Below are 19,634 nucleotides of genomic sequence, written 5' to 3' on the forward strand. Positions count from 1 at the left end.
GGGCTCAGTCCTGGGCCGTGACGCGCTGGCCGATGACGGCGAACGCGGCGGGCTGCTGGCTCTGCAGCACCGACACGCGGAACCCGCCGTCGGCCAGCGCGGTCGTCGCCGCCTCGATGACGCGCGCCTTGCCCTCGGGCATGGTGGCCTCGTAGAACAGGTAGGCCCGGCCGCCCGGCAGGAGCTTCTCGTGGAGCAGGGCGATCTCGTCGGTCGCCTGGCGCACCCAGAACAGGTTCACGTTGAAGGCGAAGGCCTTGTGCAGCCGCTTCACCGGCACGCGGAGCGTCGCGAGGTCGATCTGGCGGACCGTGAGGCGCCCCGCCTCGACGTACTGCGCACAGCGCCGCTTCGTGCGGTCGACACCGGACTCCGACCGGTCGATCGCGAACAGCTTGCCCGACTCGAGCCGGGAGCAGACGAGCTCGGCGGCCGCGCCGGGACCGCAGCCGATCTCCAGCAGCTGGTCGCCGGGCTGGACGTCCATGACGTCCACGCCCCAGCGGATGCGTGCAGGGATGGTCTGCTGCCTCATGCGGTACAGCCTGCCACCTCGTGTGAGGGGTTGCACCGACCGCCTCGCCCTGTGGCCCGCTCCGTGCCCTAGGTTGGGGCCCCGTGAGCGACAACGCAGCCGGTACGACGACGTCCAGCCCCCTCCGTGTCGGGGTGCTCGGCGCACGGGGCAAGGTGGGCCGCGAGATCTGCGCCGCGGTGGACGCGGCGGACGACCTGACCCTCGTGGCGGAGGTCGACGCCGGTGACGACGTCGACGTGCTGCGCACCAGCGGGGCCCAGGTCGTCGTCGACTTCACGCACCCCGACGTGGTGATGGGGAACCTCGAGTTCTGCGTCGCCCAGGGCATCCACGCCGTGGTGGGCACGACGGGCTTCGACGACGACCGGCTCGCGACCCTCGGTGGCTGGCTGGCCGACGCGCCGTCCACCGGCGTGCTCATCGCGCCCAACTTCTCGATCGGTGCGGTGCTGATGATGCGCTTCGCGGCCGAGGCCGCTCGCTTCTACGACTCCGTCGAGATCGTCGAGCTGCACCACCCGACCAAGGCCGACGCCCCCTCCGGCACGGCGCGGCGCACGGCCGAGCTCGTCGCGGCCGCCCGCCGCGCGGCGGGCAGCCCGCCCATGCCGGACGCGACCTCCACGGGGCTGGAGGGTGCGCGCGGGGCTGACGTCGACGGCGTACGCGTCCACGCCCTGCGGATCCGGGGGATGATCGCCCACCAGGAGGTCGTGCTGGGGGGACCGGGGGAGACCCTGACCATCCGCCACGACTCGATGGACCGTGCGTCGTTCGCCCCCGGGGTGCTGCTCGGCGTGCGCGCGATCGCCGACCACCCGGGCCTGACCGTCGGCCTGGAGCACCTGCTCGAGCTGGACTGACCCCTCAGGCGAGCCCGGCGGCGCGGAGCCCGGCGGCCGTCGCCGCCGCGAGCACCACCACCACGAGGAACCCCGCGCGCAGCGCGAGGGCGACGGCGGCGACGGCCAGGGCCGCGAGGCGGGCGTCGACCACGAGACGCGTGCCGTCGGCGACCGCCTGGACGGCCACGAGAGCGGCGAGCAGCGCCACGGGCAGGGTCAGGGCGATGCGGCGGACGAGCGGTCGCTCCAGCACGCCGGACGGCAGGGACAGGCCCGCGAGCTTCAGCGCGTAGCAGCCCCCCGCGAGCACGAGGATCGCGGCCCACGTCGTGCTCACGACGCCGCCCCGGTCGTCTCGCGGGTGCGCGCCGGCAGCAGGGCGGCGACCACGGCGACGGAGGCCGCGGCGAGCACCGGCACGCCGGCGGGCGTGAACGGCACCAGGGCCAGCGCCAGCGCGGCGGCGGCGACCGCGACCGCCACGGTGGAGCCGTCCGCCAGTCGGGGCCAGAGCAGGGCCAGGAACGCGGCCGCCACGGCGGCGTCCAGGCCGTAGGTCCGCGGGTCCCCCAGCGCGGTGCCGGCGAGGGCCCCGACGAAGGTCATGAGGTTCCACAGCACGAACACGGAGCCGCCCGTGACGAGGAATCCCAGGCGGGCCAGCGGTGGGTCGTCCTGGGCGGTCGCGACGGCGCTCGACTCGTCGATGACGAGCTGGGCTGCGCTCGCGCGGCGGACGCCGCGCCACCGCAGCCGGCCGGCGAGACCGAGGCCGTAGAGCGTGTTGCGGGCCCCGAGCATGAGCCCGGTCGCGGCGCCCGACCACGGCGACCCGCCCGCAGCCAGCACGCCCACGAAGGCGAACTGCGAGGCGCCGGTGAAGACCAGGGAGGAGAGGGCGCACGTCTGGAGGACCGTGAGGCCGGAGGCGACGCCCACGGCTCCGAACGAGGTGCCGTAGAGCCCGGTGGCGACACCGATCGCCAGCCCCTGGCGCACGAGGGCGCGACGGTCGTCGGTGGTGTCCTGCACCCCGGGAGGCTAGGCCATCCGAGCAGCCGGCCCGCCGGGCGGGTCAGCGGTGCCGCGAGTCCCGCACGAGCACCACGGCGGCGAGCATCCCGAGCGCGGTGCCGGCGGCCAGGCCGGTCGGCAGCAGCACCGGTACGACGCTCGCGGCGCCCGCGACGAGACCGGCGGCCACGCAGACGACCAGGCAGACGAGGACGATGACGGTGCGGTGCCGTCGCGGGAGGGGGCCGAGCACGCTGATCCTCCTCGGGTGGACGTGGCCAGTGATGGGGGTCACATTCTGCCCCATGCTCGGCCGGCGCCCCACCTCCGCCCGGGTGAGCCCTCGGGGGTGCTCAGTCCAGCCCGGTGTGGAGGCGGACCTGGGTCACCTCGGTGCCGTCCTCGTCGGCGAGCGCGCGGTGGGCTCCGTCGGGCGCCCAGCCGGCCGCGGCCAGGAGCGCCCGGCGCGGGTCGTCGCCGGACTCCAGCCAGGCGGTGGCGTGCTCGAACCCGTCGGCGCGCCACGTGTCGACGCAGGCGTGGAGCAGGCGGGAGCCGTGGCCCCGGCGCCGTGCTCCGGGAGCCACGGCGATCTCCGCCAGCTGGGCGTCGGAGGCCGGCGAGGCGTCCGGATCGGGATCGGGACCCACCACGGCGTACCCCACGAGCTGCTGGCCCTCGAGGGCCACCAGGACACGGAGCCGCGCGTCGCCCGGGGCGCTCAGGGAGCGGCGCCACGCCGCGGCGACGTCGGTGGCCGCAGGGAGGGCGTGGGGGGCCGTCAGGCGCTCCGCCCAGGCGGTGAGCTGCAGCTCCGCCAGCGCGTCGGCGTCGCGGGCCCAGGCGACCCGCACGCCGTGGTCGGTCACCGGTAGGTGTCCGCCATCGGCTCGCCGATCTTGCGCTGCGGCTTGGGCAGGCGCAGCGGCTTGATCTGCATCGAGCGCGTCACGGCGTAGAACATCAGGCCCTTGGCGGAGGGGTCCTCGAGGCGCTTGCGGGCCTCGCGCCGGAGACGGATCCGCAGCCACGTCAGGTCGAGCACGATGAGCAGCATCATGGCCGTGAAGATCAGGTAGCCCGTGCTGACCAGGCTGGGGTTGCCCGACCACTGGAGCACGAGCGAGAGCAGCATGAGCGGCAGCACGAGCTCGGTGAAGCCGAAGCGGGTGTCGACGAGGTCCCGCACGAAGCGCTTGCGGGGACCGCGGTCACGCTGCGGCATGAACCGGTCGTCACCGGTGCGCATCGCCTCGCGCACCTTGGTCTGCCGGGCCATCCGGTCCTCGCGCGCCCGGGCGTTCATCTCCTTGCGGGACCGCGCCGGCTTGGCCCGCGCACGGGCGGCGGCCTCGGCCTCGCGACGCGACGGGGTGGGACGGCCCTTGCCCCCGGGGCGCGGTGCGTCGCCCGCGGCGACCTCCTCCGCGGGGGAGGGGGCGGACTTCTCGCTGGCGGTGGAGCTGCGACGGAACAACGGGGCCTCACGGGACGAGCGGCCCGCGCGGCGGACCGGTGGATCGGGCGGGACGGGCCCGCCCGCAGGCGCGCCACACGTGCGCATCCTAGCGGTCGACCTGCCCTGCGGACCCCGGCACCGGTGTCGCCCCCGCTTGAGGTTTGCCCCTAGTGTGGAGCGGGAAGCCGCTGCGACGGCCGGTCGCGTCGTCGCGGTCTGCTGTCCGCGAAGGTCGCGAGCCGCCGAGGAGAGGCACCCCGATGAGTCTGATGAAGCGCATGAGCCTGATCTTCAGGTCGAAGGCGAACAAGGCCCTCGACCGGGCCGAGGATCCTCGCGAGACGCTCGACTACAGCTACCAGCGCCAGATCGAGCTCCTGAGCAAGGTACGTCGCGGTGTCGCCGACGTCGCCACGAGCCGCAAGCGGGTCGAGCTGCAGATCAACCAGCTGCAGCAGCAGGCCGACAAGCTGCAGGACCAGGCGCAGAAGGCCATCCAGGTCGGCCGCGAGGACCTGGCGCGCGAGGCGCTGACCCGCAAGTCGGGCCTGGGGCAGCAGATCGCCGACCTCCAGACGCAGCACACGCAGCTCCAGGGCGAGGAGGAGAAGCTCGTCCTCGCACAGCAGCGCCTGCAGGCCAAGGTCGAGTCCTTCCGCACGCGCAAGGAGACCATCAAGGCGACCTACACGGCCGCCGAGGCGCAGACCCGCATCAACGAGGCGATGTCCGGCATCGGCGAGGAGATGGGCGACGTCGGCATGGCGATCCAGCGCGCCGAGGACAAGACGGCGCAGATGCAGGCGCGTGCCGGCGCGATCGACGAGCTGCTCGCCTCGGGTGCGCTCGACGACGCCTCGTCCCTCAACCGTGGCGACGACATCGCGCGCGAGCTCGACGCCCTCAGCTCGACCGCCGACGTCGAGGCGGAGCTCGCCGCGCTCAAGGGTCTCTCGGCCCCGTCCTCGCCCCAGGCGATCGAGGGGGGAGCCGGCAGCGGCGACATCCTCCAGGGCGAGGCGCAGAAGCAGAAGGAGGGCGGGCAGGCATGATCGTCCGCATCCTCGGTGAGGGTCAGTTCGACATCACCGACGCGTGCTTCGAGTCCCTCAACGTGCTCGACGACGCCGTCGAGAAGGCGGTGGAGGCCGGCGACGAGGCGGCCTTCCGTCCCGCGCTCGCCGCCCTGCTGGCGGGCGTGCGTGCCGAGGGCGTGCCGCACGACCCGGAGTCGCTCGACGAGTCCGACCTCATCCTGCCCCCGGAGGACGCCTCGATCGACGAGGTGCGGGAGATGCTGGGTGACGAGGGCCTGATCCCCGGCTGACGCCGGGTCGCCGATGGCGCGCACGCGCTTCCTCCCCGACTCCGGGCTGACCGCCCGGATGACGCTCGTCATGTTCCTGCTCGGCGGTCTCTTCGTCGCCCTCGTCGTGGCCCTCATGGTGGCCGTCCGCAGCCCGGGCCTGGCGATGATCGTCGGGATCGCGGGCCTGGGCGTCGCGTTCTTCCAGTGGTGGACCTCCGACACGATGGCCATGCGGGCCATGCGTGCCCGTGAGGTCAGCCCCCAGGAGGCGCCCGAGCTGCACGGCATGATCGACCGTCTCTGCGCGCTGGCGGACATGCCGAAGCCCCGCGTCGGCGTCGCCGACATGGACATCCCCAACGCGTTCGCGACGGGCCGCTCGCCCGATCGGGCCGTCGTCTGCGTGACGACCGGCATCCTGCGCCGCCTCGATGCGGAGGAGCTCGAGGCGGTGCTCGCCCACGAGCTGTCCCACGTGGCCCACCGGGACGTCATGGTCATGACGATCGCCTCGTCGGCCGGCATCGTCGCCGGCATGGTGACGCGGGGTGCGCAGTTCGGCGCGCTGTCCGGGGGCGGCCGCGGTCGCAACGACAAGAACAGCGGAGCCCTGTTGCTGGTGGCCCTCGTCGTCTCGCTGGTGGTCTACGCGATCAGCTTCTTCCTCACGCGCCTGTTGTCGCGCTACCGGGAGCTGTGCGCGGACCGCGCGGGCGCCTACCTGACCATGAAGCCCGCCAAGCTCGCCTCGGCCCTGCAGAAGATCACGGGGGAGATGGCCTCCATCCCGCAGCGCGACCTCCGCACCACCAGCGCCATGAACGCGTTCTTCATCGCCCCGGCGATCAGCGGCGCCTCGCTGTCCACGCTCACCTCCACCCACCCGTCCCTCGAGCAGCGTCTCGAGCAGCTGGCGCGCATCCAGGCCGACCTCAGCCGGCCCGGTCCGGGCGCCTGAGCGGGTCGACGATGGGATTCTGGGACGCCATCCGGGGCCGCCGCGCGCCGCGCCAGGCCAACCTCGACGCGCTGTTCGGCGTGCCGAGCGCAGCAATCACCCTGGAGACGGGGCTCGGCATCCGGGCGACGGGCGTCGGCTCGGTCTGCTTCCGGGCCGCCGAGGGCGCTGCCTTCGCCGCGACGCAGCAGGACATCGAGTCCCTGCTCGAGGCCGACCCCCGCACGCCGCCGGTCGAGCGCACCGTCGATGACTTCGGGTTCACCTGGCTGGTGGTCCGACGGGACCCCGCGGACGTCGCGGGTCTCTGCACCGACCTGCACGCCGTCAACGTGCTGCTCGAGGAGCAGGGGTTCGGTCCCGCCCTCCTGTGCTCGGTCGTCGGCTTCGCCGGCGCCGACGGGCGCACCGTGGGCCTGGTGTACCTCTACAAGCAGGGCACCTTCTACCCGTTCGCGCCCGCGGGGCCCCAGCAGCGTGACAACCTGCTCGAGATCAACGTGCGCGACCAGCTGGCCGGCGAGCTCCCCGTCGAGGAGAGCCTCCAGCGCTGGCTGGCGCTCTGGGGAGCACCGGGTCTGTAGAGCACGCCGGCCCCGTCGGCGGGACGCGGCTGGGGCCGCAGGAAGGAACGGGCATGACCGAGGAGCAGCTGCGTCGGGTGGACGACGCGATCGCGAGCTACGCGATCATCTCCGACCCTCCGCCGAAGGAGCTCCAGGCGGTCGTGGAGATGGCGGCGTACGTCGCCCGCGTCCCGATGGCGACCGTCAACGTCATCACCTCCCACGAGCAGCACCAGGTGGCCGCCGTCGGGTTCGAGGCGGCCGTCTGCCGCCGGGAGGACTCGATGTGCGCGATCTCCCTGGCGATCGGCGGGCAGATCGTCGTGCCCGACGCCAGCAAGGACGCGCGCTACAGCGCCAACCCCTTCGTGCGCGGACCGTTGGGCGACGTCCGCTTCTACGCCGCCCAGCCGCTGCTGACCCCGGACGGCTTCGCGATCGGCACCCTCTGCATCTTCGACACCGAGCCGCGTGAGCTGGACGACGACCAGAAGACCGCGCTCCTCACGATGGCGGACCGGATCGTCGACATCCTCGAGCTCTCCCGTCGCACGCGGGCGCTCAACGACTCGCTCGTGCGGATGGAGGAGATGCGCGACGAGCTGGTCCGCTCCAACGAGCACCTGGCCGCGTTCGCCGGGCAGGTCAGCCACGACCTGCGCAACCCCCTGTCGACGGTCGCGATGTCCTTGTACCTGCTGCAGGAGGAGCTCGAGGACGACGACGAGCCGACCGGCGTCCGCACGGTCGAGCGCGCCCTGCGGGGCACGCGCCGCATGCAGACGCTCATCGAGGACCTGCTCGCCTTCGCCCGCGTGGGTGGCACCCTGCGCCGGGAGGACGTGCACCTGGCGGCCGAGGTCCCGATGCTGCTCGCCGACCTGGCCGGAGCGCTCGGGGGCGCCGACGTGACGCTGCGCGACCTGCCCACGGTGTGCGGCGACGCGACGCAGCTGCGCGCCGTCCTGCAGAACCTCGTCGCCAACGCGGCCAAGTTCACGCGGCCCGGTCAGGCTGCCGAGATCGAGATCAGCGGACGTCGCTCGGGGGAGGGGTGGCGCATCGAGGTCGCCGACCGCGGCATCGGGATCGGGGCCGAGGACGCGGAGCGCGTGTTCGAGCCACTGGTGCGGCTCGACGAGGGCGCCGACGGCTCGGGCATCGGGCTCGCGACCTGCCGCCGGGTCGTGCAGGCCCACGGCGGCCGGATCGGGATCGAGCCGCGCGAGGGCGGCGGGACCGTCGCGTGGGTCTGGCTGCCCGACGCCTGAGCGTCAGCGGGCCGTGCGGCCCGGCAGGTCGAGCATCCGCTGCAGCGCGACCCGCGCCCACTCCTGCGTCTCGGCGTCGACCGCGATGACGTTCGGCACCTGGCCGGCGACGAGCGACTCCAGCGCCCACACGAGGTGGGGCAGGTCGATGCGGTTCATCGTCGAGCAGTAGCAGACCGTGCGGTCGAGGAACGAGATGTTCTTGTCGGGGTGGGCGTCGGCCAGCCGCTTCACGAGGTTGAGCTCGGTGCCGATCGCCCAGGAGGAGCCGGGCTCGGCCGCCTCGATGGTGCGGATGATGAACTCGGTGGAGCCCACGAGGTCGGCGCGGGTCACGACCTCGTGGCGGCACTCGGGGTGCACGAGGATGTTGACCCCGGGCACGGTGGCCCGGATCTGGTCGACCGACTCCGCGGAGAACCGGCCGTGGACGGAGCAGTGCCCCTTCCACAGGATCATCTTGGCGTCGCGGAGCTCCTCGACGGTGAGACCGCCGTTGGGCCGGTGCGGGTTCCAGACCACGCACTCCTCCAGCGCGATCCCCATCTCCAGCACGGCGGTGTTGCGACCGAGGTGCTGGTCGGGCAGGAAGAGGACCTTGCCGGTGCCCTCGGGTCGCTGGTCGAAGGCCCACTCGAGGGCGACGTCCGCGTTGGAGGAGGTGCACACCGCGCCGCCGTTGCGGCCGCAGAAGGCCTTGATGTCGGCGGACGAGTTCATGTAGGTGATCGGCACGACGTCGTCGGCCACCCCCGCGTCGACGAGCGCGTCCCACGCGTCCTCGACCTGGGGGAGCAGCGCCATGTCGGCCATCGAGCAACCGGCCGCGAGGTCCGGCAGGATCACCTGCTGCGCATCGCTCGTGAGGATGTCCGCCGACTCGGCCATGAAGTGCACGCCGCAGAAGACGATGTACGGCGCGTCCGGACGCGCGGCGGCGTCCTTCGCCAGCTTGAACGAGTCCCCGGTGACGTCCGCGAACTGGATGACCTCGTCGCGCTGGTAGTGGTGGCCCAGCACGAAGACCCGGTCGCCCAGGGCCTCCTTGGCCGCACGGGCGCGCTCGACCAGGTGCGGGTCGGAGGCCGGCGGCAGGTCGCCGGGGCACTCGACGCCCGGCTCGGTGGCCAGGTCGGAGCCGCGGCCCAGGGGGAGCAGGGGGAGATCGACGGTGGTCACGACCGCCATCCTAGAGGGGTGGCTCCGGGCGTGGGCGAGGATGGACCCGTGCGCGTGCTCCTGGCCCCCGACCGCTTCGACGGCACCCTGACCGCGGCGGAGGCGGCCCGCGCGATGGCGGAGGGCTGGGCTCGCCGCTCCCCGGGCGACGAGATCGACCTCGCGCCCGTCGCCGACGGCGGCCCCGGCTTCCTCGACGTCCTCCACCAGGCTCTCGGCGGGTCGCTGCTCGGCGTGACGGCCCGTGACCCGTTCGGCGCCCCGGTGCCCGGTGCCGTGCTGGTGGTGGAGGAGGAGGGCGGACCCGCGGCGTACGTCGAGGCGGCCCAGGCCTGCGGTCACGCGGTGGGCGATCCCGCGCGCGTCCGGTCCGCCTCGTCCGCCGGCGTCGGCGACCTCATCGGCCACGCCGTCGCCACCGGCGCGCGGCGGATCGTCGTCGGTCTGGGCGGCGCGGCGGTGGTCGACGGCGCTGCCGGGTTGCTCGGGGCTCTCGGCGCGACCGCGGACGTGCCGCTGGAGGCCGGTCCGCTCGCGCTCGACGGCGTCCGGAGCGTCGACCTGACCGGTCCGCGGCGCCTGCTGGAGGGCGTGGCGGTGACGCTGGCCGTCGACGTCGCCTGCACCCTGACGGGCTTGTTCGGGGCGGCGAAGACCTTCGGGCCCGACCTCGGGCTGGACGACGACGGCGTGCTGGCGGTGGACCACGCGCTCGAGCAGTGGGCGCACGCGACGGATCGTCGGCTCTCCCTGCGCGAGGGGACCGGTGCGGCCGGCGGGCTGGGGTTCGGCCCGATGCTCCTGGGGGCCGAGCACCGTCCCGGTGCCGACCTGGTGCTGGAGGCGGTGGGGCTGGCGGAGCGGTGTCGTCGGGCGGACCTCGTGGTCACGGGGGAGGGACGCTTCGACTTCGCGAGCCGTGCCGGCACGGTGCCGCACGGCGTCGCCCTGGTCGCGGCGGCGGCCGTGCGCCCGTGCGTGGTGGTCGCCGGCGAGGTGCTGGTCGGCACCCGCGAGATGCGGGCGCTGGGGGTGGAGGCGGCGTACTCCCTCGTCGACGAGGTGGGCCGCGCCGCGGCCGTGGACGCGGCGTACGACGCGCTCGTCCGCACCACCGAGCGGGTCGCGCGCACCTGGTCGCGGTGACCGGGAACGAGCGGACCACGGTCCGGATAAAGTGCCCCCGGGGCCTCGGGAATAGGGGACCCGTGTGCAACCATTGAGGACGTTGCACGACGCAGACCACCGCGCCGCAGCACCACCGATCGTCGAGATCCCGTAGGGAGAACGCACATGACCGAGCAGGTCGACACCCAGGCGACGGAGCGTCGCACCGACCAGATCAACCTGAGCGCGACGGCCGCGAGCAAGGTCAAGAGCCTGCTGGAGCAGGAGGGTCGCGACGACCTCGCGCTCCGCATCTCCGTGCAGCCGGGTGGCTGCTCGGGCCTGCGCTACCAGCTGTTCTTCGACGAGCGCACGCTCGACGGCGACATCGTCACCGACTTCGACGGCGTCTCGGTCGTCGTGGACCGGATGAGCGTGCCGTACCTGAACGGCGCCGAGATCGACTTCGTCGACACCATCGAGAAGCAGGGCTTCACGATCGACAACCCCAACGCGACGGGCTCCTGCGCCTGCGGCGACTCGTTCCACTGAGTCGTCCGGCCGCGCGCCGCTGACGCCGAACGGCCCCCGTCCTCCTCGCGGAGGACGGGGGCCGTTCGTCTGCCCGGGCCAGGCTCGTGCGGTGGTCAGTCCTGGTAGATGGCCGCGGCGAGCCGGGCGGCGGCCTCGCTGACCTCGATCTGCGGCTTGAGGTCGCGGCGCTGGTCGGCGTAGTCGAGCGAGGGCGCGGGCCGGCGGGCGGCGGCCGCGATCGCGTCGGTGGGGCGGAGCGCGTCGCGCGTCTCGCGGCAGTCGCGCTGCAGGTCGGCGGGGGCCGCGAGGTCGTCGTACGCGAGCCGGTCGGTGGGGATGGCAGTGCTCATGACGTCGACGGTAGGCACTACCGCCGGGTAGGCCGAGGGGTACCGATCGGTAGTGTTCGCGCACGTCGCGTAGGGTCGGCCGACGTGTCCCTCCTCGTCACCGGCTCCATCGCCACCGACCACCTGATGACCTTCTCGGGCAAGTTCTCGGACTCGCTCGTGGTGGACCAGCTGGACAAGCTGTCGGTCTCGTTCCTCGTCGACGACCTCGAGGTCCGGCGGGGCGGGTGCGCGGCCAACATCTCGTTCGGCCTGGGCAACCTCGGCCTGCGTCCGGTCCTCGTCGGCGCCGTCGGGGAGGACTTCGTCGACTACCGCGCCTGGCTCGAGCGCCACGGGGTCGACTGCGACTCGGTCCACGTCTCCGAGACGCGTCACACCGCGCGCTTCGTCTGCACCAACGACGCGGCGATGGCCCAGTTCGCGACCTTCTACGCCGGGGCGATGAGCGAGGCGCGGGAGATCGAGCTGAAGCCCATCGTCGACCGCGTCGGCCCCGTCGACTTCGTGCTGGTCGGCCCGAACGACCCGGACGCGATGGTCCGCCACACCGAGGAGTGCCGCCAGCGCGGCTACGCGTTCGTCGCGGACCCCTCCCAGCAGCTGGCCTTCGGCGACGGCGACCTGATCCGCCCCCTCATCGACGGGGCGTCGATCCTCTTCTCCAACGAGTACGAGGCCGCCCTCATCGAGTCGAAGACCGGCTGGAGCCACGAGGAGGTCCTCGACCGCGTCGGCACCTGGGTGGTCACGCTCGGTCCCGACGGTGTCCGGCTCGAGACGAAGGGCGCCGAGCCGGTCGTCGTGCGCGCCGTGCCCGAGATCGCCAAGGTCGAGCCCACCGGTGTCGGTGACGCCTTCCGGGCGGGCTTCCTCGCGGCGCTCAGCTGGGGCCTCGACCACGAGCGGGCCGCCCAGCTCGGCTGCCTCCTCGCCGTGTACGTCGTGGAGCAGGTCGGCACCCAGGAGTACGTCCTCGGCCGCGCGGCCTTCCTCGAGCGCCTCGAGGCGGCGTACGGCGCGGACGCCGTCGCCGACGTCGCGGCGCACCTGCAGACCTTCCGCGACTGACGGCGACCCCGCACCGCGGGGTTCCTCAGACGGCTCCGCCGAGCCGCACCACGTGGCGCGCGACGCCGTCGTCGGCGGCGTCGGCCCCCAGGTAGGCGTGCCCACGCATGCGGCACCACGCCGGCACGTCGACCCGCGCCGCCGGGTCCTCGGCGACCACCGCGAGCACCGCGCCGGCCGCCCCGTCGCCCCGGCCGCGGGCGGCCTTCGCGAGGGCGAGCACCGGCGCGGGGCAGGGGAGTCCCCGGCAGTCGAGCTCCTCGTCCACCGCGACGCCGGGCGAGCCCGCGAACGGTGCGGCGCTCACAGGCCCACGTCCGCCCGCAGCCGGGCCACGATCCCGGGCAGCACGGCGAGGAAGCGGTCCACGTCCTCCTCGCGCGTCCCCGGGTGCAGGGAGAGGCGCACGTTGCCGTGGGTCAGCGCGCCCATCGCCGCGAGGACGTGGGACGGCTCGTGCGTGCTCGCCGTGCAGGCCGAGCCGCTGCCGATCCCGAACCCGGCGCCGTCCAGCGCGGTCACGAGGGCCTCGCCCTCGACGTACAGGCAGGAGAACGTCAGCAGGTGCGGGAGCCGGTGCACGGGGTCGCCGACGACGTCGACGTCCGGCACGAGGCGCGGCACCTCGGTGCGGAGCCGGTCGACGAGGGCGGCCACCCGGCGTCCGGACTCCTCGGACTCCGCCAGCACGGCCTGGAGCGCCGCGGCGGAGGCGAAGGCCCCGGGCACGTCCTCGAAGCCGAGGGCACGCCGGTCGCCGCGGTCGTCCGCGGGGGAGGGGTCGCGCCAGCGCGCACCCTTCCGGACGGCCAGCACGCCCACGCCGGGCGGGCCGCCCCACTTGTGGGCCGAGGCCGCCGCCACCGACCACTCCGCAGGCAGCGGCTCCCAGCCGACGGAGGCGCAGGCGTCGACGAGCAGGGGGACGTCGCCGTACGCCGCGGCCAGCCGCGCCACGTCGGCGAGCGGCTGTCGGGTGCCGACCTCGTGGTTGGCGCCCTGCACGGCGAGCAGGGCCACGTCGCGGGGCTCCAGGGCCGCGGCCAGGGCGTCGAGGTCCACGCGGCCGCCCGGGTCGACGTCGACGACGCGGGTCGTCGTGCCGTGCTCGGCCGCCGAGAAGTCGGCGGCGTGGAGCACGGCGGAGTGCTCGACGGCTGTGTGGGCGACGACGCCACCCGCGCGGCGCCGGCCCCGGGCGAGCCCGAGCAGGCCCCGGTGCACCGCCTCCGTGCCGGATCCCGTGAAGGTGACCTCGTCGGGTCGCGCCCCGAGGCAGGAGGCGACGACCTCCCGCGCGTTGTCGAGGAGCTGCCGTGCGCGGCGGCCCGCGTGGTGGAGTCGTCGGGGGTCGGCGTACCCGTGCTCGTGGGCGAGGAGCAGCGCCTCGCGGGCCGCCGGGTGGAGGGGGCGCGCCGACGCGCTGTCGAGGTCGATCCACGGCGATGAGGAGGGCGCGGCGGAGGGTCCTGGGATCACTCGAGGACCGTATCCCCAGGCGGGGCGCGGGATCGACGACATCGCGTAGTAGATGAGGCGACCCTGTGCGCGACCTGAGGGCAGGATTCAGATAAAGTCACGTCCGTCGTGTGATCATCTCGAAAGAGAGGCTCGTTCGTGGGTCTGCAACTCTCCCGGTCCGGCGCCGGTGCCGTTCGGCGTAGCGCCGCGAGCGCGCCCCGACGCGTCGCGCTGGCCGCGTCCCTGGGCGCTGCCCTCCTCGTCCTGAGCGGTTGCTCGGAGGAGACGCAGTACCAGCTCAAGCACTTCGGCCTGCCCGGTCAGGCCACCGAGGAGGCGCCCTACATCGCCGACCTCTGGATCTGGTCGTGGGTCGCCGCCCTGGCCACCGGCATCCTCGTGTGGGGCCTGATCTTCTGGGTCGTCGTGCGCTACCGCCGCCGCAGCGCGGACGAGGTCCCGGTGCAGACGCGCTACAACCTGCCGCTGGAGATCTTCTACACGATCGCCCCGGTCATGATGGTGATCGTCTTCTTCTTCCACACGGTGCAGGTGCAGAACACCGTGCTGGACGACTCCGAGCCCGACCTCACGCTGGAGATCGTCGGCCAGCAGTGGTCGTGGACCTTCAACTACCCGACCGACGGCGTCGGCGGCGGTGACCGTGAGGAGGTCGAGAGCTCGGAGTACGCCTACCTCGTGGGCACCGCCTCCCAGATCCCGACCCTCGTGCTCCCGCGCGGTGAGACCGTGCGGTTCAACCTGCACTCGCCCGACGTGATCCACGGCTTCTGGATCCCCGGCTTCCTCATGAAGATGGACGTCGTCCCCGGTCGCCTCAACCACTTCCAGGTGACGCCCACCGAGGAGGGCACGTTCGCCGGCAAGTGCACCGAGCTCTGCGGCGTCTACCACTCCCGCATGCTGTTCAACGTCGAGGTCGTCTCCCCGGAGGAGTACGACGCGTACGTCGAGGGGCTGGCCGAGAACGGTGACGTCTCCGCGAACGGCCCGCTGGTCGGCGGCGAGGACGCCCGCACCACGCGCGGCCTGCACAACGACGACAACGGAGGCTCCGAGTGACCGCCACTGTTCCTGCCCCGGCGGCGAGCCAGCCGTCGGAGCCGTCCGAGACGCTCGTCCCCGGACGCAAGCCGCTCGGCGAGATGGTCGTCAAGCTCCTGACGACGACCGACCACAAGCTCATCGGCAAGATGTACCTCGTCACGTCGTTCGCCTGGTTCTGCATCGGCGGCATCATGGCGCTCGTCATCCGGTCCGAGCTCGCGTTCCCCGGCCAGCAGGTCGTGAACGACGAGGTCTACAACCAGATGTTCACGATGCACGGCACGATCATGCTGCTGCTGTTCGCGACGCCCCTGTTCTTCGGCTTCTCGAACGTGATCATGCCGCTGCAGATCGGTGCGCCCGACGTGGCGTTCCCGCGGCTCAACATGTTCAGCTACTGGCTGTTCCTGTTCGGCGGCCTCATCGCGGCGAGCGGCTTCTTCACCCGTGAGGGCGCGGCGAGCTTCGGCTGGTTCGCCTACACCCCGCTCTCCAACGAGGTGCGCAGCCCCGGCGTCGGTGGCGACCTGTGGATCATGGGTCTCTACATGGCCGGTCTCGGCACGATCCTCGGTGCGGTCAACTTCATCACCACGATCATCTGCATGCGCGCGCCCGGCATGACGATGTTCCGGATGCCGCTGTTCGTCTGGAACACGCTCATCACGAGCCTGCTCGTGCTCATCGCGTTCCCGATCCTCGCCGGCGCGCTGCTGATGCTGGAGGCCGACAGGTCGATCGGCACCCACGTGTTCGACGCCTCCCACGGCGGCCCGATCCTGTGGCAGCACCTGTTCTGGTTCTTCGGCCACCCGGAGGTCTACATCATCGCGCTGCCGTTCTTCGGCATCGTGACGGAGATCCTCCCGGTCTTCAGCCGCAAGCCGATCTTCGGCTACGTCGGCCTCGTCGGCGCCACGCTGGGCATCGCGATCCTCTCGGTCGCCGTGTGGGCCCACCACATGTTCGTGACGGGCGCGGTGAACCTGCCCTTCTTCTCCGGCATGACGTTCTTGATCGCGGTGCCGACGGGTGTGAAGTTCTTCAACTGGATCGGCACCATGTGGGGCGGGTCCATCTCGTTCGACAACCCGATGCTGTGGTCGATCGGCTTCCTCACGACCTTCCTCTTCGGTGGTCTGACGGGTGTCCTGCTGGCCAGCCCGCCGCTCGACTTCCACGTCTCGGACTCCTACTTCGTGGTGGCGCACTTCCACTACGTGGTGTTCGGCACCGTGGTGTTCGCGATGTTCGCCGGCTTCTACTTCTGGTGGCCGAAGATGACCGGCCGGATGCTCGACGAGCGTCTCGGCAAGGTGCACTTCTGGCTGCTCTTCGTGGGCTTCCACACCACGTTCCTCGTGCAGCACTGGCTGGGTGTCGAGGGCATGCCGCGTCGCTATGCGGACTACCTCGAGGGTGACGGCTTCACGCTGCTCAACCAGATCTCGACGGTGGGTGCCTTCATCCTGTCGGCCTCGATGCTGCCGTTCTTCTACAACGTGTACGTCTCGGCCAAGGGCCCGAAGGTCGAGGTCGACGACCCGTGGGGCTGGGGCCGCTCGCTGGAGTGGGCCACGTCCTCGCCGCCGCCGCGCCACAACTTCCACTCGATCCCGCGCATCCGCTCGGAGTCGCCGGCGTTCGACCTCCACCACCCGGAGATCGCCGCCCTGGAGCTGGCACAGAACTCGGCCGAGCGCCACGGCCGGGTGGCCGACGCTCCCGACATGGAGGGCCGCGAGGAGCACCTGCGCTCGCGCGGCGCCGACGTCGACCACGTCGACGACACGAAGGGTGAGGACAAGTGAAGGCGCTCCGCTCCGAGGTCTGGATCTTCCTGATCACGACCGTCTTCCTCGTGCTGGTCACGCCGGCGTACTGGTTCGTCACGGACGCCAGCGACGAGGGCGGCGACTGGACGGGCACCTCGGCGCTCGTCATGACCACGCTGCTCGCCGCGATGGTGACGTGGTACCTGGGCTTCCAGGCCCGCAAGCTCGACGAGCGTCCCGAGGACCGCAAGGACGGTGAGATCGTCGACGGTGCGGGCGAGCTCGGCTTCTTCCCGCCGTACTCGTGGTGGCCGCTGTGGAACTCGCTGGTGTTCGGCGTGCTCGTGCTGGGCGTCATCTTCGGCTGGTGGCTGTTCATGATCGGTTGCGCCTTCGGCATCCTGACGCTCTCGGGCTGGGTGTTCGAGTACTACCGCGGGGTGCACGCCCACTGATCAGGTCCCGCACAGGTGGCGGGGTTACGCTGGAAGCGCTCGTCGGACTCGGTCCGGCGGGCGCTTTCGCCGTCCTGGGGGGACGGGCGAGACACACCGAGGCACCCGGAAGGACGCAGCGCATGGCCTCCAATGACCTGATGACCGGCCCGGCCCGCTGGCGGTTCACCCGCCGAGGACTGGTGCGCATCGTCGGTGCGGGCGGCGTGGCTGCCGCGCTCGGGGGTGCCGTCGCGGCCTGCAGCGGTGACGAGGGCGGCACCGGCGGGGCGGGCGGCACGGGGTCCGGCGGCGGTGGCGCGAACGGCGGTGGCGCCGAGCCGGTCGCGATCGTGACGAACCTGCCGGACGGCGACGATCCGGTGGCGGTCGACACCCAGGTGCAGGTCGAGGCGCAGAACGGCACGCTCACGACGGTCTCGCTCGTGACGGCCGACGGTGCGGAGGTGGCGGGCGACCTGCGGGAGGGCGGGGTGAGCTGGGCCGCCGGCAGCCTGCTCGACCCGGGTGCGACGTACACGCTGACGGTGCAGGCGACCGGCGACGGCGGCGACACCTCCGCCGAGATGACCTTCGCGACCGTGGACCTGGGCCTCGACGAGCTGACCTACCCCTCGATCGCCCCGCTGGCGGACGAGGAGGTGGGGGTCGGCATGCCCGTCGTGGTGCGCTTCGACGTGGCGGTCACGGACCACGCGACGTACGAGCAGCACATGCGCGTCACCAGCGAGCCGGCCCAGGAGGGCTCCTGGCACTGGTTCGACGACCACGAGGTGCGCTGGCGCCCCCGGGAGTACTGGCAGCCGGGCACCAGCGTGACGGTGGACGTCGACGTGAAGAGCCTCCCCGCCGGCGGCGGGATCTACGGCCAGGAGAGTCGGAGGGTCGCGTTCACCGTCGGCCGCTCCGTCATCCACCGCGTGGACGCCACCACGCACACGATGACCTCGGAGATCGACGGCGCGACCGCGCGCACGATGCCGATCAGCGCGGGCAAGCCCGGCTTCGAGACGCGCTCCGGCATCAAGGTCATCATGGAGAAGTTCCGCGAGAAGACGATGGACGCCGCGACCACCGGCATCGAGCCCGGAGACCCGGATTACTACAACATCGCGGACGTCCAGTACGCGCTGCGCGTCACCACCTCGGGCGAGTTCCTCCACGCCGCGCCGTGGTCGTCGGGCTCCCAGGGCGTGGCCAACGTCAGCCACGGCTGCGTGGGCATGGCGACGGACGACGCCCGCTGGGTCTTCGAGAACTCGCGGCGCGGTGACGTCGTCGAGGTCACCGGCACGGATCGCCAGATGACGCTCGAGAACGGGTGGGGCGACTGGAACGCCACCCCGGAGGCGTACGCCGAGGGCTCGGCGCTCTAGGCCGGCCCGGCCCCCGCCACCCGATCAGGGATAGGCCGTACGGCGCATCGTCAGCAGGAACGAGGACTCCAGCCACGCGTGCTGGAGGAGCAGCCCGACGACCAGCACACCGCCGAGCACGGCGGCCTGGCCGGCCCGGTGCCACCGCGCGCCCAGGGTCGGGAAGGGCCACCAGACGACGAGCAGGAGCAGCCCGTAGCGGGTGATGCTGGGGGTGGGGCGCGCCGTCACCAGGAGGAACGCGCCGTAGGAGACGGCCCAGGCGCGCAGCTCGGGCGTCCACGCGCGCGCTGCGGGCTGGAGCACGATGGCGAGCACCAGCAGGACGACGACGGCGACGTCGGCGGCGAGGGTCGCCCCGTTCACGCCGAGCAGCTGCCCCAGCCAGGTCTGCCAGCTGCGCTCCTCGGTCAGCACCCACGCTCCCTGCGTGAGGAGGTACGCGTTCGGCTCTCCCGTCACCACCGCGGCGACGAGCGGCCAGAGCCCGAACGACAGCCCCGTGAGGACGACGAGGCCCCCGAGGCGGAGCAGCTCGCGGTGGGGGAGGGGACCCTCGGCGCGCCACCGCCACCAGACGTGGACGAGCAGGACGGGCACGAGGGCGAGGACCACCGGCCGCGTGAGGGCGAGGAGCAGCACCCAGACCGCCACCGCGCCGTACCGCCGCCGGGAGAGCGCGTCGAGGACCAGCACGACCAGCAGGAGGCTGAGGCCCTCGGTGTACGAGGTCTGCAGGATCGCGCCCGCGGGAGCGGCGCTGATCGCCGTCGTCGTCACCAGCGCCACGTAGCGGCCTCCGTGGCGCGCCAGGAGGCGGTACAGGAGCACGAGGGCCACGGTGGACGCCACGAGGCTCACGGTGGACGCCGCGAGGCCGAAGGAGGCGCCGGTGAGGGTCATGAGCAGCCGGGCGAGCGCGGGCAGCGCGGGGAAGAACGCCCAGGGGTTCTGCTGCACCTCGCCGTCGTAGCGCGGCAGCTCCGTGGGGTAGCCCTGCTCGGCGATGGTGCGGTACCACTGCCCGTCCCAGTTGGTGACCAGGTCGGTGTAGCCGGGGGCGGCCGGGACGGGCTCCACCAGGTAGAAGCCCTGGCCCACGTCGAGGGCGACCTGGTCGGCGCCGATCCTGAGGAGCATCCAGGCGTCGGCGAGGCGGGTGAGGAGCACCAGGACGAGCGGCGGCACCCACCAGGGCAGACCGGCGGGCCAGGCCGCCGGGGAACGCCGACGGGCGCCCGGATCCTCGTCGGATCCGGGCGCCCGTGCGGAGGTGGACGTCACCATGGGTGGGGCAG

General features: G+C 72.7%; 24 protein-coding genes. 13 read left to right on the top strand and 11 right to left on the bottom strand.

The annotated features are described in order from the left end of the window. Positions 1 to 4: 4 nt before the first annotated feature. On the bottom strand, positions 5 to 535 hold the full coding sequence (locus G3T38_RS15230) for a class I SAM-dependent methyltransferase (protein ID WP_163773179.1): 531 nt from the start codon (positions 533 to 535) through the stop codon (positions 5 to 7). 83 nt (positions 536 to 618) lie between these two features. On the opposite strand from G3T38_RS15230, the gene dapB reads away from it, so the two are divergent. Further along, complete coding sequence (gene dapB, locus G3T38_RS15235; protein ID WP_163773180.1) at positions 619 to 1,401, top strand: 4-hydroxy-tetrahydrodipicolinate reductase; 783 nt, start codon at positions 619 to 621, stop codon at positions 1,399 to 1,401. A gap of 4 nt (positions 1,402 to 1,405) precedes the next feature. Here dapB and G3T38_RS15240 read toward each other — a convergent pair whose 3' ends face one another. From G3T38_RS15240 to G3T38_RS15260, 5 genes are all read right to left on the bottom strand, one after another. Beyond that, positions 1,406 to 1,720, bottom strand: a complete 315-nt coding sequence (locus tag G3T38_RS15240) for an AzlD domain-containing protein (RefSeq protein ID WP_163773181.1) — start codon at positions 1,718 to 1,720, stop codon at positions 1,406 to 1,408. Further along, positions 1,717 to 2,415: an AzlC family ABC transporter permease gene (locus G3T38_RS15245; protein ID WP_163773182.1), complete on the bottom strand. Its 699-nt coding sequence runs from the start codon at positions 2,413 to 2,415 to the stop codon at positions 1,717 to 1,719. Before G3T38_RS15245 ends, G3T38_RS15240 begins: the two co-directional genes overlap by 4 nt. 43 nt (positions 2,416 to 2,458) lie before the next feature. Beyond that, a complete protein-coding gene (locus tag G3T38_RS15250; protein WP_163773183.1) occupies positions 2,459 to 2,650 on the bottom strand; it encodes a hypothetical protein in 192 nt (63 codons plus the stop codon). Positions 2,651 to 2,750: 100 nt separating this feature from the next. Continuing rightward, positions 2,751 to 3,266: a GNAT family N-acetyltransferase gene (locus tag G3T38_RS15255; protein WP_163773184.1), complete on the bottom strand. Its 516-nt coding sequence runs from the start codon at positions 3,264 to 3,266 to the stop codon at positions 2,751 to 2,753. Then, complete coding sequence (locus G3T38_RS15260; protein WP_163773185.1) at positions 3,263 to 3,874, bottom strand: DUF3043 domain-containing protein; 612 nt, start codon at positions 3,872 to 3,874, stop codon at positions 3,263 to 3,265. The genes G3T38_RS15255 and G3T38_RS15260 overlap by 4 nt, the downstream gene beginning before the upstream one ends. A 242-nt stretch (positions 3,875 to 4,116) precedes the next feature. On the opposite strand from G3T38_RS15260, the gene G3T38_RS15265 reads away from it, so the two are divergent. From G3T38_RS15265 to G3T38_RS15285, 5 genes are read left to right on the top strand one after another with little or no spacing between them, the layout of a single operon-like run. Next, positions 4,117 to 4,908: a PspA/IM30 family protein gene (locus G3T38_RS15265; RefSeq protein WP_206675897.1), complete on the top strand. Its 792-nt coding sequence runs from the start codon at positions 4,117 to 4,119 to the stop codon at positions 4,906 to 4,908. Continuing rightward, complete coding sequence (gene pspAA / locus G3T38_RS15270) at positions 4,905 to 5,183, top strand: PspA-associated protein PspAA (protein WP_163773186.1); 279 nt, start codon at positions 4,905 to 4,907, stop codon at positions 5,181 to 5,183. The genes G3T38_RS15265 and pspAA overlap by 4 nt, the downstream gene beginning before the upstream one ends. 13 nt (positions 5,184 to 5,196) lie before the next feature. Then, positions 5,197 to 6,123 carry a zinc metalloprotease HtpX gene (htpX, locus tag G3T38_RS15275; RefSeq protein WP_163773187.1) on the top strand — a complete coding sequence of 309 codons (927 nt, stop codon included), beginning with the start codon at positions 5,197 to 5,199 and terminating at the stop codon, positions 6,121 to 6,123. A gap of 11 nt (positions 6,124 to 6,134) precedes the next feature. After that, entirely contained in the window at positions 6,135 to 6,707 is a 573-nt protein-coding gene (gene pspAB / locus G3T38_RS15280) for a PspA-associated protein PspAB (protein ID WP_163773188.1), read from the top strand. 53 nt (positions 6,708 to 6,760) lie between these two features. After that, a complete protein-coding gene (locus G3T38_RS15285; RefSeq protein ID WP_163773189.1) occupies positions 6,761 to 7,960 on the top strand; it encodes a GAF domain-containing sensor histidine kinase in 1,200 nt (399 codons plus the stop codon). 3 nt (positions 7,961 to 7,963) lie between these two features. On the opposite strand, the gene nadA is transcribed toward G3T38_RS15285, so the two are convergent. After that, entirely contained in the window at positions 7,964 to 9,139 is a 1,176-nt protein-coding gene (nadA, locus tag G3T38_RS15290) for a quinolinate synthase NadA (RefSeq protein WP_420846818.1), read from the bottom strand. Between the two features lie 48 nt (positions 9,140 to 9,187). Here nadA and G3T38_RS15295 point away from each other — a divergent pair, with 48 nt between their 5' ends. Both G3T38_RS15295 and erpA read left to right on the top strand, forming a co-directional pair. Next, complete coding sequence (locus G3T38_RS15295) at positions 9,188 to 10,285, top strand: glycerate kinase (protein WP_163773191.1); 1,098 nt, start codon at positions 9,188 to 9,190, stop codon at positions 10,283 to 10,285. A 147-nt stretch (positions 10,286 to 10,432) separates the two neighbouring features. Further along, positions 10,433 to 10,798 (top strand): iron-sulfur cluster insertion protein ErpA, encoded by a 366-nt coding sequence (gene erpA / locus G3T38_RS15300; protein ID WP_163773192.1) that lies wholly within the window; start codon positions 10,433 to 10,435, stop codon positions 10,796 to 10,798. A 95-nt stretch (positions 10,799 to 10,893) separates the two neighbouring features. On the opposite strand, the gene G3T38_RS15305 is transcribed toward erpA, so the two are convergent. Then, positions 10,894 to 11,130: a hypothetical protein gene (locus G3T38_RS15305; RefSeq protein WP_163773193.1), complete on the bottom strand. Its 237-nt coding sequence runs from the start codon at positions 11,128 to 11,130 to the stop codon at positions 10,894 to 10,896. 84 nt (positions 11,131 to 11,214) lie between these two features. On the opposite strand from G3T38_RS15305, the gene G3T38_RS15310 reads away from it, so the two are divergent. Beyond that, positions 11,215 to 12,201, top strand: coding sequence for a PfkB family carbohydrate kinase (locus G3T38_RS15310; protein ID WP_163773194.1), 987 nt, complete (start codon positions 11,215 to 11,217; stop codon positions 12,199 to 12,201). A 25-nt stretch (positions 12,202 to 12,226) separates the two neighbouring features. On the opposite strand, the gene G3T38_RS22765 is transcribed toward G3T38_RS15310, so the two are convergent. Together G3T38_RS22765 and G3T38_RS15320 are read right to left on the bottom strand one after the other, a co-directional pair. Beyond that, positions 12,227 to 12,508 carry a sulfurtransferase TusA family protein gene (locus G3T38_RS22765; protein WP_338037686.1) on the bottom strand — a complete coding sequence of 94 codons (282 nt, stop codon included), beginning with the start codon at positions 12,506 to 12,508 and terminating at the stop codon, positions 12,227 to 12,229. After that, positions 12,505 to 13,680 carry a cysteine desulfurase family protein gene (locus G3T38_RS15320; RefSeq protein ID WP_338037687.1) on the bottom strand — a complete coding sequence of 392 codons (1,176 nt, stop codon included), beginning with the start codon at positions 13,678 to 13,680 and terminating at the stop codon, positions 12,505 to 12,507. Before G3T38_RS15320 ends, G3T38_RS22765 begins: the two co-directional genes overlap by 4 nt. A gap of 138 nt (positions 13,681 to 13,818) precedes the next feature. Here G3T38_RS15320 and ctaC point away from each other — a divergent pair, with 138 nt between their 5' ends. The 4 genes from ctaC (at position 13,819) to G3T38_RS15340 (ending at position 18,336) form a co-directional block, all read left to right on the top strand. Further along, on the top strand, positions 13,819 to 14,745 hold the full coding sequence (gene ctaC / locus G3T38_RS15325; RefSeq protein ID WP_163773196.1) for an aa3-type cytochrome oxidase subunit II: 927 nt from the start codon (positions 13,819 to 13,821) through the stop codon (positions 14,743 to 14,745). Positions 14,746 to 14,828: 83 nt separating this feature from the next. Beyond that, positions 14,829 to 16,541: an aa3-type cytochrome oxidase subunit I gene (gene ctaD / locus G3T38_RS15330; protein WP_163773312.1), complete on the top strand. Its 1,713-nt coding sequence runs from the start codon at positions 14,829 to 14,831 to the stop codon at positions 16,539 to 16,541. Beyond that, the gene (locus tag G3T38_RS15335) at positions 16,538 to 16,960 is read left to right on the top strand and encodes an aa3-type cytochrome oxidase subunit IV (protein ID WP_163773197.1); all 423 of its coding nucleotides are present in this window, start codon (positions 16,538 to 16,540) and stop codon (positions 16,958 to 16,960) included. The genes ctaD and G3T38_RS15335 overlap by 4 nt, the downstream gene beginning before the upstream one ends. Positions 16,961 to 17,082: 122 nt before the next feature. After that, the gene (locus tag G3T38_RS15340) at positions 17,083 to 18,336 is read left to right on the top strand and encodes a L,D-transpeptidase (protein WP_241728943.1); all 1,254 of its coding nucleotides are present in this window, start codon (positions 17,083 to 17,085) and stop codon (positions 18,334 to 18,336) included. A gap of 24 nt (positions 18,337 to 18,360) precedes the next feature. On the opposite strand, the gene G3T38_RS15345 is transcribed toward G3T38_RS15340, so the two are convergent. Next, positions 18,361 to 19,623, bottom strand: a complete 1,263-nt coding sequence (locus G3T38_RS15345) for a hypothetical protein (RefSeq protein ID WP_163773198.1) — start codon at positions 19,621 to 19,623, stop codon at positions 18,361 to 18,363. Positions 19,624 to 19,634 lie beyond the last annotated feature (11 nt).

Origin of the sequence: Nocardioides zeae (assembly GCF_010686755.1) — a bacterium.
GTDB lineage: Bacteria > Actinomycetota > Actinomycetes > Propionibacteriales > Nocardioidaceae > Nocardioides > Nocardioides zeae.

Excerpts from the sequence above, each read along its gene's own strand:
- G3T38_RS15305 (WP_163773193.1), bottom strand. The coding sequence starts at position 11,130 with ATGAGCACTGCCATCCCCACCGACCGGCTCGCGTACGACGACCTCGCG.
- htpX (WP_163773187.1), top strand. The coding sequence starts at position 5,197 with ATGGCGCGCACGCGCTTCCTCCCCGACTCCGGGCTGACCGCCCGGATG.
- pspAB (WP_163773188.1), top strand. The coding sequence starts at position 6,135 with ATGGGATTCTGGGACGCCATCCGGGGCCGCCGCGCGCCGCGCCAGGCC.
- G3T38_RS15285 (WP_163773189.1), top strand. The coding sequence starts at position 6,761 with ATGACCGAGGAGCAGCTGCGTCGGGTGGACGACGCGATCGCGAGCTAC.
- erpA (WP_163773192.1), top strand. The coding sequence starts at position 10,433 with ATGACCGAGCAGGTCGACACCCAGGCGACGGAGCGTCGCACCGACCAG.
- G3T38_RS15345 (WP_163773198.1), bottom strand. The coding sequence starts at position 19,623 with ATGGTGACGTCCACCTCCGCACGGGCGCCCGGATCCGACGAGGATCCG.
- G3T38_RS15230 (WP_163773179.1), bottom strand. The coding sequence starts at position 535 with ATGAGGCAGCAGACCATCCCTGCACGCATCCGCTGGGGCGTGGACGTC.
- pspAA (WP_163773186.1), top strand. The coding sequence starts at position 4,905 with ATGATCGTCCGCATCCTCGGTGAGGGTCAGTTCGACATCACCGACGCG.
- G3T38_RS15265 (WP_206675897.1), top strand. The coding sequence starts at position 4,117 with ATGAGTCTGATGAAGCGCATGAGCCTGATCTTCAGGTCGAAGGCGAAC.
- ctaD (WP_163773312.1), top strand. The coding sequence starts at position 14,829 with ATGGTCGTCAAGCTCCTGACGACGACCGACCACAAGCTCATCGGCAAG.
- G3T38_RS15340 (WP_241728943.1), top strand. The coding sequence starts at position 17,083 with ATGGCCTCCAATGACCTGATGACCGGCCCGGCCCGCTGGCGGTTCACC.